The following is an 18,747-nucleotide window of genomic DNA, read 5'->3' on the forward strand; positions in this document are numbered from 1 at the left end:
GCTTTGTTTGACTTATCCTCCTTTAGCAAGGAGGATAAGTTTTTTACTCAGACCAACTATTTATGAATTTTTTCAAAAATAAACACGTCATCACTGCCATGATTGTGACGCCTGTTTTGGCAATAGGCAGTTACTATCTGGTTGATTTACTGGTCCGCGAACAACCGCACGCAGCGGTCGAGGGCCAGGCTTATCCTTTGATAGCGAATTCAAATTGCCGTTACACCAGTGGCCGCTGCGACCTGGCGAATTCCGATTTCAAATCCAGTCTGACGCTGGTGTCTGCGGACTCGGGTCGGCAGTTGCAACTGACATCCAGTCATCCGCTGCAACAGGCTCAAGCTGGTTTTGTAATGGCGAGTGGCGAACAAGTGACGCCGGTCAAATTTACCCAACTCGACGCGACATCAACCCTGTGGGGAATGCCGCTCACAATTGATGTGGCGCCTGAAACGGTGGTCCGAGTCGCCTTGCGCGCAAACGATGCGCATTACTTTGCCGAGACCAGCATGGGATTCGGTGAATACCAAACCACCTTTAACAAAGATTTTCGAAAATAACGAGTACACGAAATTATGAGCGAAGCTAAGATTTACCCAGTTTTCGACGCCATAAAAGCGACTACGCATGTCACCAAGGAACAGTACCAGGCGATGTACGATCGCTCACTCAATGATGCCGATGCATTTTGGGCAGAGCAGGCCGAAGAACATTTAGACTGGTACCAACCATGGGATACCGTCAGCAAGTATGATTTTCACACGGCAGACATTAAGTGGTTCGCCGGTGGAAAATTGAACGTTGCCTACAATTGTATTGACCGCCATTTACCCGCGCGCGCTGAGCAAACCGCCATTATTTGGGAGGGCGACGACCCTAATGCTAGCCAGCACATCACGTATCAGACCTTGCACGACAAAGTCTGCCAGTTGGCGAATGCCATGCGGTCACTGGGCATCGTGAAGGGCGACCGTGTGTGCCTGTACATGCCGATGGTTCCGGAAGCGGTATACGCCATGTTAGCTTGCGCCCGCATCGGCGCTATTCATTCGGTGGTGTTCGGTGGCTTTTCTCCTGATGCACTGCGCGGTCGCATCAATGACTCTGAGTGTAAACTCGTGATCACGGCGGACGAAGGTCTGCGTGGCGCCAAACCGATTCCGTTGAAGAAAAACGTGGATAAAGCCTGCGAGGGCACGCCCTCTGTAGAGAAGATATTGGTCTGCCAAGTTACTGGAAACAAGGTTGGTTGGCAGGATGACCGCGATGTTTGGTATCACGACTTGGTGGACTTCCAAGAGACTTCCTGTGAACCAGAGCAGATGGACGCAGAAGACCCCTTATTTATTCTTTACACCTCAGGATCGACCGGTACCCCCAAGGGTGTGATGCACACGACTGGCGGCTATCTGCTCACCGCCACCATGACTTTCAAATACATCTTTGATTACCAGGAAGGCGAGGTGTACTGGTGTACGGCGGATGTTGGCTGGATTACCGGCCATACTTATCTGACCTACGGCCCATTGAGTAACGGCGCAACGACGGTGGTTTTTGAAGGCGTACCAACCTACCCAGACGCCAGTCGGTTCTGGCAAGTGGTCGACAAACACAAGGTTAATATTTTCTACACGGCACCGACCGCCCTGCGTGCGCTGATGGGTGCCGGTGATGAATATCTTGAAACCACGTCGCGCGCCAGTCTACGGATTCTGGGTACGGTCGGCGAGCCGATCAACCCGGAAGCGTGGGAATGGTATTTCCATAAGGTCGGCAATGAACAGTGTCCGATCGTGGATACTTGGTGGCAGACTGAAACCGGTGGTGCCATGATTGTGCCTTTGCCAGGCGCGACACCAGCGAAACCCGGTTCAGCTTCATTGCCATTCTTTGGTGTTGAACTGGCCTTGCTGGATGACGAAGGCAACGTGCTGCAAGGTGAAGCATCGGGTAACTTGGCGATTCCACGTTCCTGGCCGGGACAAATGCGTGGTGTGTACAACAACCCCAAGCGTTTCCACGAAGCCTATTTTGCCATGTACCCGGGCTATTACTTCACCGGCGACGGCTGTCGTCGCGACGCGGACGGTTATTACTGGATCACGGGCCGCGTGGATGACGTGATCAACGTATCCGGTCATCGTATGGGTACGGCCGAAGTGGAAAGTGCATTGGTGTTGCACGAAGCCGTGGCAGAAGCTGCGGTGGTTGGCTATCCACATGACATCAAAGGGCAGGGTATTTATGCCTATGTCACATTGATGGCAGGCGAGGATTATTCGGATGCACTTAAAGCCGAGTTGATCAAACATGTACGTAAAGAGATCGGCCCGGTTGCGACGCCCGATGTCATTCATTGGGCACCAGGGTTACCGAAGACACGCTCAGGCAAAATTATGCGGCGTATCCTGCGTAAGATTGCCGAGGACGATTATGGTTCACTCGGTGACACCAGCACCTTGGCTGACCCGAGCGTGGTCGACGACCTCATTAGTCGTCGGTAACCACTTTCTGGGCGCGATGGCCAGTTAGACAATCTGCTTTGTATCGCAGCGGGATTGCTGCGATACTACGGGCTTGTTTTGTTCATTGGTCCGAATTTGCGGTATGTCTCTTCCTCCCTGTCCGAAATGCCAATCCTCGTATGTTTACTCCGATCGATCCTTATTGATTTGCCCTGAATGCGCACATGAATGGGACGCTGACGCTGAGTCAGCCGCGCTCGAAGTACGGTGTGCAAATGGTAATCTGTTGCAGGATGGCGACAGCGTTGCAGTGATCAAAGATCTCAAAATAAAGGGCAGTTCTGGCGTCATTAAAATGGGGACTAAAGCCAAGAATATTCGGGTGCTGGACCCCGAGTATGTCGTTGACGGTCATGATATTGACTGTAAACTCGATGGCTTTGGGGCGATGAAACTAAAATCATCGGTCGTAAAAAAACTATAAACAAAAGCCATTTCACCATCGAAGCAGGAGAGAAGAAACCATGACGACGTTTTATGATTTAAGTATTGGGTCGTACAAACAAGCCATTGACGGCATGATCACCGTGATGAACAAAGGCGCAGAATTCGCGGCAGAAAATAACTTGGACCCAGACAATTTTGTGAAAGCCAGGTTGCATGAAAACATGTTGCCGTTATTGTTTCAGGTAAACTGTGTCGAGGTTCATACGCTGGGCGCGCTAAGCGGTATCGAGAGTGGCGTGTTTACACCGCCCAGCACCACGGAGCAGCGTGATTACAGTGGCTTGCAAGCCATGCTGATTCAAACCAAGTCCGAACTGGAAACGCTGGACCCGAGTCATGTGGAGAACCTGAGTGGAAAGTCCATGATTTTTAAATTCAAAGACTATGAGTTACCGTTCACGGCAGAGAACTTTGTTATGTCGTTCTCGCTCCCGAACTTGTATTTTCATACCACAACTGCGTACGATATTTTACGTCACAACGGCGTACCACTGGGTAAAGCCGACTTCTTGGGACGTATGAGAATCGGTGTGTGAGCGCTCGCAATGCTGACAGAATTAAAAGAACATTATATAAACTAGAAGAAGATGAGGAGTTTTGATGTCCACTAACTTATTTGATCTGAGCGGAAAAGTTGCCCTTGTTACCGGAGCAAGCCGCGGAATTGGCGAAGCCATCGCCGAATTGTTTGCTGAACAAGGCGCGCATGTAATCGTATCGAGTCGGCGTGCGGAATCCTGTGAAGAAGTCGTCGCCAAGATTAAAACGGCTGGCGGGTCGGCCGAGGCTATGGCGTGTCATGTCGGCGACATGGATGATATTAAGTCGACTTTTGAATCGATCAAATCAACACATGGCAAGTTGGATATCCTGGTGAACAATGCAGCGGCGAATCCATTTTTTGGGCATATTTTGGATACCGACTTAGGGGCATTTAATAAGACGGTTGAAGTGAACATTCGCGGCTACTTCTTTATGTCAGTGGAGGCCGGAAAAATGATGCGCGATGCCGGTGGTGGCTGCATTATCAATACCGCGTCGATAAACGGGTTGCAGCCTGGGCCTCAGCAGGGCATCTATTCCATATCGAAGGCCGCGGTGATCAATATGACTAAAGCCTTTGCCAAAGAATGTGCACCACACAATATTCGTGTTAATGCGTTACTGCCCGGGCTGACCAAAACTAAGTTTGCAGGCGCGCTATTCGAAAATGAGAAAATTCATAAAATGGCACTCGCGACGATTCCAATGGGGCGTCATGCCGAGCCCAGTGAAATGGCCGGAACAGTACTTTACCTAGCCTCGGATGCCAGTAGTTATACAACGGGTGAGTGCATTGTTGTGGATGGCGGATTCACCATCTAATGATGCCCTGGATTCGCATCGCCGGGTTGATGTTGCTGTTTTGCAGCATGTACCTTGTTTTGTGGCCGGTACCGGTCGAGCCCAAGGCCTGGAAGGCACCGGTGTCTCCCGGCTATACCGGTGAGTTTAGTGCTAACGACCTACTGGATAAGCCCACCAAGCTGAACTTGCCTGAGCTGCATGGACCGGAAGCGGCGGCGTTCGACCGAGATGGTCGATTGTATGTCACCACGCACGAGGGTTGGCTGCTCCGATCGAATCAGACTGATGATGCCCTAGAACCATGGTTGGATTTAGGTGGCCGCCCATTAGGCTTGGATATTGATGCAGACAATACCGTTTGGGTTGCCAATGCGTATCTAGGTTTGCAAAAAGTAACCCAACAGGGCGAGATTAACGTGGTCGCCGATCAGGCGGACGGCATTCCGATTCGCTATGCCGACGACGTTGCGGTGTCACCCGATGGCAAAGTCTACTTTACCGACGCGTCCACGCGTTTCGGTGCCGAGGAGCATTACGGCACGTTGGAAGCGAGTCTGCTGGATATCATGGAGCACAGCGACAACGGTCGAGTTCTGGTTTATAACGCTGAAACTGGCGCGACCACTACCCTCCTAGATGGACTTACGTTTGCCAATGGCGTGGCGCTTGGACCTGAAGGTGCGTATTTGCTGGTCGTCGAGACGGGTGAGTACCGTGTGCATAAATACTGGCTGAGTGGTGCGCGGCAAGGGCAAACCGACGTGATCATTGATAATATTCCGGGGTTCCCAGACAATATTCATGCTGGTCGCGATGGGCGTTTCTGGATTGGGTTGACTGCGCCTAGGTCTTCGATTTTAGACCGATTGGCCGGTAAGCCGGGTTTACGCAAAATGGTCCAACGCCTGCCTGCGTTTATGCGGCCTCAGGTTGGTCTATACGGCATGGTAATTGGGATCGATGGCAATGGGAAGGTGGTTGCGAATCTTCATTCACCAAGTGGCAAAGTCTACACCACCACCGGCGCGCTTGAATCGGAAACACATTTGTATGTAACCAGTCTTACTGCGCCGTTTTTAGCCAAGTACGCCAAATTGGATCTGGGCGGTCTGTAAAACCTAGCAGCGCTGGCCAGATTAAAAAAGCGCAATAAAATCAGTCATTAACCGTTAATGATGGCTGCGCAACTCCTCCGACTGTCCGCGTGATAGCCCGCTTAGCCAGATTAACTTCAATTCGATTCAGCTAAACGGGCCTTAATAATTGACGAATGTCTCGTTACAGAAAGGTCAGGCAAGCTCACGTCCCAAATTCGCGACGTACACTCGTTCTCACTGTCGTTCTTGGCAGTCGACCCTACTAACTAAGTAATGCGAGGTAAGTATGAACACCACAATCCCACTGAAACGCCATCTAGCCACAGCAGCGCTGGCCGCCATAACACTTATTGGAGCCCATGCTGCTTCCGCAGGTGCGCCGAATACCGAAGATCGACGCTATGTCGATCCACGTACAGGCGAGGTAAAGCACGCCGCCAAGTTGTTATCTGAGATGACCGATGCAGAGCGTTCGGCATTAAGTAACGAGGAATATAAAGTGCTGAAAGACTTGGAAGAAAACCTCAAACGTCAAAACGAAGTTGATATTGACGCCGTTGGGGATGAGTGACAAAAAAGGTCAATGCCCTAGTAGGCCGGTTGGCCCGATTATAGGGTAGGTGGTCAACCGGAGATTGTCGCACCAGCGCACGCTTGACCCGCGTGTTTCTGGTGCGACTTTCGCTATCCAGAGATGGACATTATTTAACTAAGTTGATGTTCGAGTCCTGTTATATCTACGCCATGAACACGCGTACTATCACCGTCAAGGCACTCAATCAATTGCAATTTCATACTGGCTTGGTTGCACAGGTCAGTCAAACCGATGCGTCTGTTGGCGGTGCCTTAATTCAATTCGATAATTCCAATGCTCGCTTGCTAGCTGAACTGCGCGAATGGGCGACCTCAGGTGGAACTCGAAATCTGATTCAGGAATTGAGCCAGGAGACTCGCTCCGGTTACGATAAGTTGTTGATTTGTGATTATATTTCCGATGAGGAAGGCGCACGGTTACGTGCCGCAAATGTTAACTATCTAGACAACGTCGGTAACGCCTATCTTGATATTCCACCGATCTATGTGCTGATTCAAGGTAAGAAGCCTAAAGAGCGATTCGATGCCGATCGAGGCAGTAAACTCTTTACTGAAACCGGACTCAAAGTCATTCTTGCGCTACTGGCCGATGGCAATCTCTTGAATGCCAGTTATCGTAGTATTGCAGACCATGCCAGTGTGTCCATGGGGACCATTGGTTGGGTTCTGCGCGAATTGAAAAACCAGGGATTTATCCGGTCGCATGGTAATCAGTATCGTTGGCTGGATCGCGAATTGTTGCTGAGAAAATGGGTCGATGCGTTTCCTGACCTAAAACAGAAACATCTGTTGGGCAGTTATTATTGTCGGCACGCTGATTGGTGGAAGTCGATTGATTTGGGGCGCTATGAGGCAGTGTTGGGCGGTGAATTAGCGTTAGCTGGCGCGTTCCCTGGTTTTCAGCCGGCCAGTGGCGAAATATACGTGGGTAGATTTAAGCGTGACAAACTTGTGCGTGAACTCAAGCTGAGTGACGTTGCCAGTGCCAAGTCGGCGCAGTGCGTCCGAGTGGATGTATACAGTCGTTTCTGGGGCCAGATGAGCGACACGAATTTGTTTAGCCAGTATGCGCACCCATTAATCAATTACGCCAGCTTGATGGAAACCTGGGATCCGGACGTGCGTAAACTGGCAACCGAGTTAGTGAGCGACTATCTGACTTGATTCGCTCAGTATTTTCGCTAGGCTAAGACTATTTCCACGAAGCGAGGTTGTGTATGAGTACATTGACTGTAAGTTGCCCGCAATGTTTATCCAGCAACCGAATTCCACAGGCGCGCTTGGCCGATGGTCCAAAATGCGGCAAGTGCAAAACTCGCTTGTTTATTGGTCGCCCCATGACTCTGACCGCTGCTAATGCCGCAACCGTGTTAAAGCACAATCAATTGCCGCTGCTAGTGGACTGCTGGGCACCCTGGTGTGCGCCGTGTCGCAGTTTTGCCAGCGTGTTTGAGCAGGCGGCTGGTCAATATGAGCCGAATCTGCGGTTAGCAAAATTAGACACAGAAGCCCATCCGAGTCTGGCAACGCGCTGGCAAATTCGTTCTATTCCAACCTTGATACTGTTTCGTGACGGGCGGGAAGCGGCACGCGTGAGTGGTGCGCTGTCATCGACGCAATTGCAGCAATGGTTGGCGCAACAGGGCGTTAGGGCGGCAAACCGCTAGGTGACGCCGCCAATCTCGCTTCAATCAAACCCGTTTACAGCGTTGATAACACCGCACTGATCGGAAACAACACGTCTGAGCCGAGTTGTGCGCTGCGTTCAGGCGACCATCCGGTCAATTCATTGGGCAAATCGGCATTGTCCTTAAACGGCATTTCAATGGTGAACGACAAGGTCTTAAACTGTTCGCCTAACCAATTCGCTGCGATACGCATATCCGCCTTGCCAGGTTCATCTTTAGGGTAGCCGTGTGTATCCTGAAAGTCTGGTGATATGGCCATATAGCTTGTTTTAAAGGTCTCTTCCAAGGCTGCGTGACGTGCATCGTATCCAGGGTTGCCTTCGCATCCGGCGACGAAGTTATAGGGTAATTCTTCATCGCCATGAATATCCAGAAACAGGTCGCCGCCTTCTTTCAGCATTCGCTCTCGGACCCAGAACACTTCTGGGCTTGTTGCCGTGGATGGCGTCGACCATTCGCGGTTTAAGTTAGCACCAGCTGCGTTGGTTCGCAGGTTACCGCGTGCCGCGCCGTCCGGGTTCATGTTGGGAACCACAAAAAACGCCGTGGTTTTTAATAGTTTGCTCGCCAGCGGATTGTCTTCATCCAGCAAGGTATGCAGAAAACCCTCGACAAACCATTCGGCCATGGTCTCACCAGGATGTTGGCGTGCGATCATCCAAACTTTGTGTGTCGGTTCGGCGGTCGCGGAAATTTTGAGCATACTCATGGCGCGGCCATCGACCGTTAGCCCCAATGTTTCATTGGTAACACGTGTGTCGCCCTGTGCCCAGGCCAGTAAGTCCAGGTGACGGTCGTGGCTGTAGGGTGCAAAGTAAGCAAAGTAAACACTGTTTTGTTGCAGTTCATAATCAAAGCTCAGAACGCCGTTCTCGTAGCGGCAAGGTGAGCGGAACCAGGATTGCCGGTCCCATGAGGTGCAGACGTTGTAATCCGGCCAGCCCCCTTTGTATGAGGATTCTCCGGCATTCGTGATGTGGATCGTGCCCGTTTGCCCAACCGTCCCTTCCAAACGGAAGTGAAACCATTGTAAAAAATCTGCCGCATTGTCTTTTTTGAGAGCTAGCTGCACATTGCTTGGGTCGGCGCTGTCGAGTACGTCAATGCTGCCTGCGTCAAACTGAGTGGAAATCTGTATAGAACTCATAATTAAATCGGTGATGGAAGTGGCGTAGTTCAGAGCGGCTAGTGTATTCGTTTCTCATTGGATTTGCGAAAATTCTTGCCTAAGTCTACGTTGGTTTTGGTTCGGCGCCGGAGTACACTGACGGGATAACAAAAATTATCCGGAGGATGGCATATGAGTTTATTAGCAGTGAATTGGGTTGCTGTTTTGGCAGCGGCGGTCATGGGATTTGTGGTTGGTGGTATCTGGTACGGGCCGATCATGGGTAAGAAATGGATGGGCGCGGTGGGCCTGAGCGAAGCGCAAATTCGCAGTGGCAATATGGCGGCGATATATGGCGGAGCCCTGGCGTTCAGCTTGCTCGCCTCTTGGACTTTGGCGCATACGTTTGCCAGTTATGCAGTTAACTTATCCTTTTCAGTCAAAGTATTGACTGCGGTGGGCATCGCAGCCGGGTTTATTCTGCCAGCCATCGGCACGAATTACTTGTTTTCGCAAAAGAGTAAAACCCTATTTTTTATTGATGCTGGCTACTGGTTACTCTTTTACGCGGCTATGGGAGCAGTGCACGCCGCCTTAACTTAATCGACCAGTCTGAGGTCGCCGTGTCGGGCTACTATGCCCAGGTTTATGAGGTGGTTCGTGCGGTGCCGTCCGGCAGGGTGGTGACCTATGGACAGGTGGCGCAGCTGATCGGGCGTCCTAGGCACGCACGGCAGATCGGCTACGCACTATCCGCTTTGCCCGCTGGGCACGATGTGCCTTGGCATCGTGTTGTCAATGCCAAAGGCGAAGTCAGTCGCAGGGCCGTAGTGGATTACGAAGCGTATCAACGCATGCTCCTCGAGGACGAGGGCATTGAATTCGATTGTGCCGGCAGAATTGAATTACAACGTTATCAATGGCTGCCGCCAGTTGACTGCCTGTAAATTGAATGCGCATGCAGTGTATTCGCAAAAACACCAAACTTTACGCGACCAATTCGTGAATACCGGCATCTTAGATAGGATCGTCAGCAATTTGGCGAGGATGCAGCCTTGTCAATCGTCTGAATTATTGAACACGTTTAACCACCACACTTGAGAAATTTCATGAGACAAATAATCACCGGTGCCCTGTGTGCGCCCTTATTGTTGCTGGGTGCCTGCAGCGAATCCAATCCTACCCCGTCAGAAGCGATTTCTGCCATGTCTGAAACCGTCGATTCTACTGCTGTTGAGACATCGACACTGACTTCTGGTATCAGCCTTGAGAACCTAGATCAAACTGTGCGGCCACAGGACAATTTTTATCGGTACGTCAATGGAACTTGGCTTAAGAATAACGAGATACCCGCCGATAAAACGTCTATCGGTTCGTTCTATGATCTACGTGATCAAGCCGACGAAGACGTTAAAAAACTGATTTCGGAACTGGCGGAAACGCCAGCGCTCGAAGCGGGCAGTGATGAGCAGAAAGTTGCGGATCTTTATCGTTCGTTTATGGACAGTGCAGCCATTGAAGCTGTCGAAATAGATCCGCTAAAACCAATTTTTGCAAAAATCGACAGTATCCAAACGAAACAGGGTCTGGCGACCTTTTTCGGTGAGTACGGGTATTTGGGTATAAAGAACCCATTGATAACGTATGTGTCAATCGACGCGAAAGAGTCTTCTCGGTATGCGGCCCATATCTGGCAAAGCGGTTTAGGGTTACCCGATCAAGACTACTACGTCAATGACGCCGAACGGTTTGTAAAGCTGCGCGCCGGATACCTTACCCATATTGCGAATATGTTTGCTTTAGCTGGTTTTGACAACGGTGATCAGGCCGCCAAAACCATTATGGATTTGGAGACCCAACTGGCGAAACATCACTGGACCCGGGTGGAAAGCCGAAACAGTGAAAAGCGTTACAACAAGATCGCTACCGCGGATCTAGCCAACTTGACGGATGCTTTTGACTGGCAGGCATTCCTGACCGCTAAACGCATCGCTGATCAACAAGATATCATCATCAATCAACCAAGTTTCATTCAAGGTTTTGGCGAGGTCTTTGCGGCGACTTCAGTGGAAGATTGGAAAACCTATCTAAAATTCCATACGCTTAGCGCGTTCGCCAGCTACTTACCGTCCGAGATTGATGCTGAAGACTTCGACTTCTTCTCACGGCAGTTGCAAGGACGACAGGAGCAACGTCCACGTTGGAAGCGCGGCGTGGCGGTCGTGAATAGCAACTTGGGCGAAGTCATTGGCAAGCTATACGTGAGCAAGCACTTTAAACCGGAAGCTAAAGCGCGTATGACGGAGTTAGTGGAGAATCTGCGCACGGCCTACGGCCACAGTATTGATCAATTGGAGTGGATGACTGACGATACCAAGAAAGCTGCGCATGTGAAATTGGCCGCCTTCACACCTAAAATTGGTTACCCAGATCGCTGGGAAGATTACTCGGCTTTGACAATTGTGGCCGATGACCTGGTTGGTAATATCATGCGTGCGCGCAAGGTCAGTGAACAAAAAGAACTTGATAAACTGAGCGGACCGATTCGCAAATGGGAGTGGGGTATGACGCCGCAAACGGTGAATGCCTATTACAGCCCAACTCGTAATGAGATTGTGTTTCCAGCGGCAATCCTACAACCACCATTTTTCAATATGTCAGCCGATGATGCGGCCAATTACGGTGGAATCGGTGCTGTCATCGGTCACGAGATGGGGCATGGTTTTGACGATCAAGGGAGCAAATACGATGCTGATGGCAACCTGCGAAACTGGTGGACGGAGACCGACCTCGAAGAATTTGGTAAGCGTGGCGCAAACTTAATTGAGCAATACGCCGGGTATGAGGTCTTTGAAGGCGTTAATGTTAATGGCGAACTGACCTTGGGTGAAAATATTGGTGATTTATCCGGTGTGACCATTGCCTATAAAGCCTATAAAGCGTCTTTGAACGGTGAAGAAGCTCCGGTAATCGATGGGTTAACGGGTGATCAACGATTCTTTATGGGTTTTGCGCAAATTTGGCGCTCCAAGATCGTCGAAGAGTCGATGCGCAACCGTATTGTGACGGACCCGCATTCGCCTGGTGAGTTTCGTGCGCTTGGTTCTTTGTCGAACATGGATGAGTTCTACGCCGCCTTTGATGTGAAGAAGGGCGATGCAATGTATCTGCCGCCGGAAAAGCGTGTCAAAATCTGGTAATTGTTACCCAGATAGATAAAAAAGCCACCCAGATCGGGTGGCTTTTTTGTTACTGTTCGACGGTGTTGTTTGATTTACACTGGCCGTGACTGTCATGTCATTGCAATGCATTTGGGTTAGGTTACTTTTAGGCACTTTGTGTAGTGCGGAATGACCGTGGTTTACTACCTATTTGCCTAGTAAATCGGCTATGCTCTTAGCGCATTAGAACGCGTTTGACTTTAACGCTTAATCTTTACGTTTTATTTAACACCATGATGATCAAAAAATTCTTTACCTTTTCTCTGGCTTTGTCGCTTTCCGCCTGCGGATCGGACTCCGCTAAACAATCGCAACTCCCTTCGGATGTCGCGCCAGGTACCACTCAAAACATCATCCTGATGGTCGGCGATGGCATGGGATTAACTCAAATATCAGCCGCCATCGAAGAGCATAGCCGTAAGCTCGAGATGGAGCGTTTTCAGGTGGTTGGTCTGAGTAAGACACGCAGTGCCAAAGAGCAAATTACTGATTCAGCGGCGGGTGCTACCGCTTTCTCGACCGGCGTTAAAACGTACAATGGTGCTATTGGTGTCGACCAGCACGGACGTGCACGTGAAACGATCCTGGAATTACTGGGAAATAAGGGCTATGCCACCGGCTTGATTGCAACCTCGGTCATCACACACGCAACGCCAGCAAGCTTTTACGCGCATGAAGACAGCCGTCAGAACTACTACCAAATTGCTGCGGATATGAAGAAAGCGCCGTTAGATTTGTTTATCGGAGGTGGTCGTAAGCACTTTGAGAATCGGACTGATCCGAATAACGGAAAAACAGATGATCGGAACCTGATCGAGGAAATGCAAACTTCAGGCTTCAGTTTCGTGAATAGTTTGGCCGAGTTACGCAAAGCCAAAGGCAAGGTTGGGTATTTTCTCGCTGACGGTCATCCCGATCCGATTTTGAAGGGGCGCGGCGATATTCTTCCGCGTTCGATTCCAACCGCAATTTCACATTTACGTTCACGCACCGAGCGAGGCTTCTTTTTAATGGTAGAAGGTTCGCAAATAGACTGGGGCGGTCATGAGAATAAGATTGATTACGTGATCTCGGAACTGATTGACTTTGACGAAGCGGTCGGTAAGGCCTTGGATTACGCCGAAGCAAATGGAAACACGTTGGTAATCGTAACCGCGGACCATGAAACTGGTGGTTTGACGCTGGCTGGCGAACCCGGTGAAGACGGTAAAACATCCTACACGAAAGCTGGGCGTCAATTTGCCAGTCACGGCCATACGTCGGCAATGGTACCGGTATTCGCTTACGGCCCTGGGTCGGAGTTGTTTGCAGGTGTGTACGACAACAACGAAATTCACGCAAAAATGATGCAAGCTTTGGCGTTAGACAAATAAAGCTTTGCCTGACGCGCGGCCGAGATTCGCATCTGACGCCGTTTACTGCTGTTCCTCGTCAACGTGTTCAATAAAAGAGATCGAGTTGACAGGGAGCCAGCGTGAACGTTTTTCTTTGGTGATTAAAATAAACAGTTGATCGTCATCAAAGCCACGAAAACGCCAATTGCTCAAAGGGTGCTCTTCGCCGCGAAGCTTAATCGTGACCATGCTGTGGTTAGGTACTAAGAACGCTTTTACTGAGGAATGGTGGAGTTCAAAAGCCATGAGTTGATTTATGCGGAGTTCGGGTGCGAAAAGTTTGAAACGTGATTCCAATGCTTGCAGTATAGGTTACGCGATGTTTTCAAAGCGTAGGCTTCCACCGATTTAATCAGGAGACGGGTGCATGAACACGATATTGCGAATTGTTGTTTTTAGTTTGTTATTGGCGGTTCTGCCACGTATGAGCAACGCCGCGGAGGCTTGTGGTCGCTCGTTCTCCGATGTGGTCGAACGGCATTTGGCGGCTGTCAAAACACGCGATTTGGTGACATACATGCAAACCCTTGCGCCGCGTGATGATCAGCTTATGATCTTGCCCAACGGCGCACGATTACGGTCAACGTCTGCTATTGAGTCGATGCACCGGGAGTGGTTTGCGGATTCCACATGGCAGTTTAATACCAGAGAGGTTCGCCGCGATGTGCGTGATCACTGGGGAATCGTAGTGTATGAGGTGTCGGTTGATCGGCCTAATAAACCGGGTGATCCATTTTTGTTGAGTATGCTGTTCGCGCCTGAATCCGATGGTTGCTGGTATCTCCAGCATGATCAAAATACCTTGTTACCAACTGAATAGCGTGCCGAGTTCCCATTTATTTATCCAACGTTTTCCGAGACCATGATGCCAATTTTTCGACGTGAAACCCGAGTCTGGTTTTTTCTCGCTGTTAGCCTGAGTACGGTGCTGGCGGTGTACTTTTTATCACCGATGCTGGCGCCGTTTATTTTTGGGGCGCTGTTGGCGTATCTCGGTGACCCTTTGGTGGATCAGCTTGAGCGTTTAAAATTGTCACGCAGTGCGGCCGTGAGTCTGGTGTTTTTGGCTATTTTTGTGGTGATTGGGCTGCTGGTATTGTTGCTGGTGCCCATGTTACATAATCAGCTAGATGCCTTGACCCAACGTGCGCCGGAGTATGGCGAATGGCTGGATGACACGGCGACACAAATTGCGTCTTACTTTGGCGTGGATGCAGATGCGATTAACTTTAAAGATGTGGCCAAAACCTATTTACCAGAGGCGGGTAGCGCAACCAAGGGGTTATTGGAGGCGGTGTTTAAATCCGGCAGTGCACTCCTCAGTGGCGTGGTGTTCGTGACATTGACGCCGGTGATCACGTTCTACTTGATGCGCGATTGGGATTTGCTGGTAGCTCGATTGTATGAGTTGATCCCGCACGCGTTGAAGGCCAAAGTTAAAGAACTGGCAACTGAGTCGGACTCAATGGTCAGCGCCTTCTTGCGTGGTCAATTCTTAGTCATGACTGGCTTGGGAACGATCTATGCGTTTGGCTTGTCAATTATTGGTTTGCAATTCTCTCTCCTGGTTGGCTTGGTGGCCGGGATTATGAGTTTTATCCCCTACCTGGGGACCGCCGTCGGCGTGATTTTGGCTGGCGTTCTGTTTGTCGCCCAGTACCAAGACTGGGTTGCGCTCTGGAAAGTTGCGTTGGTATTCGGTATCGGGCAACTAATTGAAGGCTATCTGCTGACGCCCTGGCTGGTTGGCGATCGCATAGGTTTGCATCCAGTCGCCGTGATATTTGCGGTATTAGCCGGGGGGCATCTGTTCGGGTTCGTCGGCGTATTGCTCGCGCTACCTGTTTCTGCGGTATTGGCCGTGTTAATTCGTCACGCGGTTGGTCATTACAAGGAAAGTGAATTGTTCAATGATGGCAACGAGCAAAGCGTAAACCCCGACGCCTGAACAAATTGAATCAGTCTGAAACACGAAATCGTATGCAAAAAGCTTGCTTGTGAGATATCAAAATGATATCAATAGTATATTGTATTTAATGACCAACTGTTGGGCTACGTGAGGATGACTGAAATGATTAAACAAAAGCGAGCATGGACTTTAAACGGATACCTTGCGATTTTGATATTGGCGGTACTCCAAGCAGGTACAATTTGGTTGGTGTTTTCGACATTGAAAACCGCAGTTGTCAGCGGGTCAGCACCCGACTTTGTACTGTTGTTGAGTGGCATCGTGGCGGCAGTGGTATTTGCGGTTTGCTGGTTTGGTCTGTTTATGGTGGCACCCAACGAAGGCAAAATTATGCAACTGTTCGGCAGTTACGCGGGAACGGATAATCATACCGGCCTGCGCTGGTCAAACCCATTGCATCGGCGCACGCCGGTCTCGATCAAGGTGCGCAACTTCGAGAGCAGTAAGATGAAAGTCAACGATGCTGTCGGTAGTCCGATTGAGATCGCTGCGGTGGTTGTGTGGCGTGTAGTCGATTCCGCGGAGGCGTTTTTTGAAGTTGATGATTTTGAGAGTTTTGTTACGATTCAAAGCGAGTCAGCTTTGCGCAACTTAGCCAACCAGTATCCCTATGAAAGTAATGATGCATCATTGTCACTGCGCAGTGATCCGATTGAGGTTGCCGAGAAACTGAAAGAGGAAATCCAGGAGCGGCTCAATAAGGCCGGTGTGGAGGTGATTGAAGCGCGAATTTCACACCTTGCTTACTCTACTGAAATAGCGCAGGCGATGCTTCGAAAACAACAGGCTGGCGCTGTCTTGGCTGCGCGCCGAATCATCGTGCAAGGGGCGGTTGAGATGGTGACCGATGCCGTGGACTCACTTGCTCGAGACCACAACTTTGAATTGGATGATGAACGTAAAGCGAGTATGGTGAGCAACTTGTTAGTGGTAATTTGCAGTGAACAGCAAGCTCAACCGGTAGTAAACAGCGGTTCGCTGTATTAACTTGAAGCTTGATCGTGGCAAAAAAAGCGTACCCATTACGAATTAACCCGCAGGTACTGGCGGCGCTCCAACGTTGGGCCGACGACGATTTGCGCAGTGTTAATCAGCAGATCGAGTACCTGTTACGCGACGCCTTGCTTAAGGCTGGGCGGATAAAACTTGTGCAGCGAACCGTGACTGAAGTCGAGCAAATGCAGGTCGATACCGACGAGTCAGACTGACTGCAACGGCAGTTGTGCCTGGTGTCTACATCTGGGCCATCCTTTATGTCAAAATTGTAATTGAAATATCGTCAAATCTGCTTATAAAAAGCAAAGTCAGTCATCAGTTTTACAACGACGAACGCCATGCTGCGAAGAGAGTGTCGCACGCGGTGTCACTTTATCTATAGGAATGGTTACACGATCGTGTTGAAAGAATTTGCACAGTTACGGGACTGGCTCAATGGCCAGATTTTGGGGCAGCCAGGATTGGTTGAGCGCTTATTGATCGCGCTACTCGCGGACGGCCATCTTTTGGTCGAGGGCGCGCCAGGATTGGCTAAGACTAAGGCGATCCAAAGTCTGTCGGAAGGTATCGAAGGTGAGTTTCACCGCATTCAGTTCACGCCTGATTTATTGCCATCGGACATCACCGGCACGGAGATATATCGACCGGAAACGCAGAGCTTCAGTTTTCAACGAGGCCCGATTTTTCACAATTTGGTGCTGGCCGACGAGGTTAATCGAGCACCAGCCAAGGTCCAATCGGCGTTATTGGAAGCAATGGCGGAGCGTCAAGTCAGCGTTGGTCGAGAAACCTTTCAATTGCCGCCGTTGTTTTTAGTGATGGCGACTCAGAATCCGATCGAGCAGGAAGGGACATATCCTTTGCCGGAAGCACAATTGGACCGATTTTTGATGCACGTCCGCATTGGTTATCCCGACGTGAATGCTGAGAAATCCATCTTGGCCTTGTCGCGTGGTGAAGCATTGGCCGGTGGCTCGGCCAAACCCGCGAGCCAGATTTCGCAGCAATGTATTTTTGACGCACGTCAGGCGGTAATGCAATTGCACACGGCCGAGTCGGTAGACGAATACCTAGTTCAGCTCGTACTCGCGACGCGAACACCGCAGAAGTACGGCGATGATTTGGCCGGTTGGATTGAATTCGGGGCTAGCCCGCGCGCCACGATCGCGTTAGATCGCTGTGCGCGTGCGCATGCGTACCTAAACGGACGGGATTTCGTGTCGCCAGATGATATCCAAGCGGTGCTGCATGATTGTCTACGTCATCGCTTGATTTTGCGATACGAGGCCGAAGCCGATGGTATCTCCACTGATCAGGTTATCACAGAGTTAATGAACCGTGTTCCCGTGGCTTAATTCTCCACTCGATACACCACACGATTGATCACCTATGTTGGCATCGAAAAGCCCCCAATCTGCGACTTCAGACGAATTTATGCATGCTGGTGTGATTGTCGATCCCGCACGGTTAGTGTGTTCGCGTCATTGGGCGCAGCAGCTGAATCTGGCTGCGAGTTCCGCCGCTCGTAGTATGTTGCTCGGTGCGACGCGATCTCGGTTTCGAGGGCGGGGCATGGAGTTTGAAGAGGTTCGCCATTACCAAGCCGGGGACGATATTCGCAGCATTGATTGGAAAGTCTCAGCGCGCACGGGTGAAACGTTTACTAAGCTATTTTGTGAAGACAGGGAGCGTCCTTGTCATATTATTCTCGATCAACGGGCGAGCATGTTTTTCGGCTCGGAGACACAGTTTAAGTCGGTACTGGCGACGGAGTTGGCAGTGGCATTGGCGTGGGCTGCTCTCAACGGGGGCGATCGCGTCGGAGGTCAGGTGCTTGGCCAAGGTCGGGAACTGGATTGCCGCGCCAAGCGGCACAAATCGGCGGTCCTGCAATTCTTACACCACAGTGTGGCGATGAATCACGCGTTGTTAACTCCCACACCCAGAATGGAGTCCGGCGCAGCGCCTGCTTCGGTACTCAGTTTAGCGCAGTCATTAACCGAGTGTCGCCGTATAACACGGCCTGGCACGGCTGTTTTTATTGTGAGTGATTTCAATGGTTTAGGTGCGGAATTTGAGCAAGCGCTCAGCACGCTAGCACGACACACAGACGTAACGTTGATACAGGTTTATGACCCGTTTGAATTGAGTCTGCCCGTTGACGGTGATCTGCGCATCAGTGATGGACAGCACCACACTCGTATACGTTGGACTGCGGGCCTGCAGCGACAGTATCAACGGCTGGTCAGTGAACGAGAAGATGCACTGCATACAGCGGCTAAGCGAGCGCGAGCGCGATTACTGACCGCGTCCACCGCCATCAAAGCCCGCAGCATCTTGGGCTCCGTATACCGGGATTGA

The 18,747-nt window shown here is 50.6% G+C and carries 21 protein-coding genes; 19 read left to right on the top strand and 2 right to left on the bottom strand.

The features are described 5' to 3' along the window. The first annotated feature begins 62 nt into the window (after positions 1-62). From IE055_RS04080 to trxC, 9 genes are all read left to right on the top strand, one after another. Positions 63-560 carry a hypothetical protein gene (locus IE055_RS04080; RefSeq protein WP_189398706.1) on the top strand — a complete coding sequence of 166 codons (498 nt, stop codon included), beginning with the start codon at positions 63-65 and terminating at the stop codon, positions 558-560. 15 nt (positions 561-575) lie between these two features. Next, a complete protein-coding gene (gene acs, locus IE055_RS04085) occupies positions 576-2,504 on the top strand; it encodes an acetate--CoA ligase (protein ID WP_189398707.1) in 1,929 nt (642 codons plus the stop codon). A 103-nt stretch (positions 2,505-2,607) separates the two neighbouring features. Then, the gene (locus IE055_RS04090) at positions 2,608-2,949 is read left to right on the top strand and encodes a zinc ribbon domain-containing protein YjdM (protein ID WP_189398708.1); all 342 of its coding nucleotides are present in this window, start codon (positions 2,608-2,610) and stop codon (positions 2,947-2,949) included. Positions 2,950-2,989: 40 nt separating this feature from the next. After that, positions 2,990-3,508 (top strand): DUF1993 domain-containing protein, encoded by a 519-nt coding sequence (locus tag IE055_RS04095; protein WP_189398709.1) that lies wholly within the window; start codon positions 2,990-2,992, stop codon positions 3,506-3,508. Between the two features lie 64 nt (positions 3,509-3,572). After that, positions 3,573-4,337 (top strand): SDR family oxidoreductase, encoded by a 765-nt coding sequence (locus tag IE055_RS04100; protein ID WP_189398710.1) that lies wholly within the window; start codon positions 3,573-3,575, stop codon positions 4,335-4,337. Continuing rightward, a complete protein-coding gene (locus IE055_RS04105) occupies positions 4,337-5,434 on the top strand; it encodes an SMP-30/gluconolactonase/LRE family protein (protein WP_229794122.1) in 1,098 nt (365 codons plus the stop codon). Before IE055_RS04100 ends, IE055_RS04105 begins: the two co-directional genes overlap by 1 nt. A gap of 268 nt (positions 5,435-5,702) precedes the next feature. Beyond that, complete coding sequence (locus IE055_RS04110; protein ID WP_189398711.1) at positions 5,703-5,987, top strand: hypothetical protein; 285 nt, start codon at positions 5,703-5,705, stop codon at positions 5,985-5,987. A gap of 173 nt (positions 5,988-6,160) precedes the next feature. Beyond that, positions 6,161-7,174, top strand: coding sequence for a type IV toxin-antitoxin system AbiEi family antitoxin (locus IE055_RS04115; RefSeq protein ID WP_189398712.1), 1,014 nt, complete (start codon positions 6,161-6,163; stop codon positions 7,172-7,174). Positions 7,175-7,227: 53 nt separating this feature from the next. After that, entirely contained in the window at positions 7,228-7,677 is a 450-nt protein-coding gene (gene trxC, locus IE055_RS04120; RefSeq protein WP_189398713.1) for a thioredoxin TrxC, read from the top strand. Positions 7,678-7,711: 34 nt separating this feature from the next. Here trxC and IE055_RS04125 read toward each other — a convergent pair whose 3' ends face one another. Next, positions 7,712-8,836: a M14 family metallopeptidase gene (locus IE055_RS04125; RefSeq protein ID WP_189398939.1), complete on the bottom strand. Its 1,125-nt coding sequence runs from the start codon at positions 8,834-8,836 to the stop codon at positions 7,712-7,714. A 162-nt stretch (positions 8,837-8,998) separates the two neighbouring features. Between IE055_RS04125 and IE055_RS04130 the strand changes: the two genes are divergently transcribed. The 4 genes from IE055_RS04130 (at position 8,999) to IE055_RS04145 (ending at position 13,400) form a co-directional block, all read left to right on the top strand. Continuing rightward, a complete protein-coding gene (locus IE055_RS04130) occupies positions 8,999-9,409 on the top strand; it encodes a DUF1761 domain-containing protein (protein ID WP_189398714.1) in 411 nt (136 codons plus the stop codon). A 20-nt stretch (positions 9,410-9,429) separates the two neighbouring features. Further along, positions 9,430-9,753, top strand: coding sequence for an MGMT family protein (locus IE055_RS04135; protein ID WP_189398715.1), 324 nt, complete (start codon positions 9,430-9,432; stop codon positions 9,751-9,753). Between the two features lie 162 nt (positions 9,754-9,915). Beyond that, positions 9,916-12,006, top strand: coding sequence for a M13 family metallopeptidase (locus IE055_RS04140; RefSeq protein WP_189398716.1), 2,091 nt, complete (start codon positions 9,916-9,918; stop codon positions 12,004-12,006). 254 nt (positions 12,007-12,260) lie between these two features. Then, positions 12,261-13,400 (top strand): alkaline phosphatase, encoded by a 1,140-nt coding sequence (locus tag IE055_RS04145; protein WP_229794124.1) that lies wholly within the window; start codon positions 12,261-12,263, stop codon positions 13,398-13,400. Between the two features lie 42 nt (positions 13,401-13,442). Here IE055_RS04145 and IE055_RS04150 read toward each other — a convergent pair whose 3' ends face one another. After that, positions 13,443-13,667 carry a hypothetical protein gene (locus IE055_RS04150; RefSeq protein ID WP_189398717.1) on the bottom strand — a complete coding sequence of 75 codons (225 nt, stop codon included), beginning with the start codon at positions 13,665-13,667 and terminating at the stop codon, positions 13,443-13,445. 121 nt (positions 13,668-13,788) lie between these two features. Between IE055_RS04150 and IE055_RS04155 the strand changes: the two genes are divergently transcribed. From IE055_RS04155 to IE055_RS04180, 6 genes are all read left to right on the top strand, one after another. Continuing rightward, positions 13,789-14,241 carry a YybH family protein gene (locus IE055_RS04155; protein WP_189398718.1) on the top strand — a complete coding sequence of 151 codons (453 nt, stop codon included), beginning with the start codon at positions 13,789-13,791 and terminating at the stop codon, positions 14,239-14,241. A gap of 45 nt (positions 14,242-14,286) precedes the next feature. After that, entirely contained in the window at positions 14,287-15,369 is a 1,083-nt protein-coding gene (locus tag IE055_RS04160) for an AI-2E family transporter (protein ID WP_189398719.1), read from the top strand. A gap of 126 nt (positions 15,370-15,495) precedes the next feature. After that, positions 15,496-16,377 carry an SPFH domain-containing protein gene (locus IE055_RS04165; RefSeq protein WP_373299167.1) on the top strand — a complete coding sequence of 294 codons (882 nt, stop codon included), beginning with the start codon at positions 15,496-15,498 and terminating at the stop codon, positions 16,375-16,377. 11 nt (positions 16,378-16,388) lie between these two features. Further along, the gene (locus IE055_RS04170) at positions 16,389-16,598 is read left to right on the top strand and encodes a type II toxin-antitoxin system antitoxin (protein WP_189398941.1); all 210 of its coding nucleotides are present in this window, start codon (positions 16,389-16,391) and stop codon (positions 16,596-16,598) included. Between the two features lie 186 nt (positions 16,599-16,784). After that, entirely contained in the window at positions 16,785-17,741 is a 957-nt protein-coding gene (locus IE055_RS04175; RefSeq protein ID WP_229794126.1) for an AAA family ATPase, read from the top strand. A gap of 34 nt (positions 17,742-17,775) precedes the next feature. Next, positions 17,776-18,747: a DUF58 domain-containing protein gene (locus IE055_RS04180; RefSeq protein WP_189398722.1), complete on the top strand. Its 972-nt coding sequence runs from the start codon at positions 17,776-17,778 to the stop codon at positions 18,745-18,747.

The sequence above is a fragment of the Arenicella chitinivorans genome (genome assembly GCF_014651515.1).
GTDB lineage: Bacteria > Pseudomonadota > Gammaproteobacteria > Arenicellales > Arenicellaceae > Arenicella > Arenicella chitinivorans.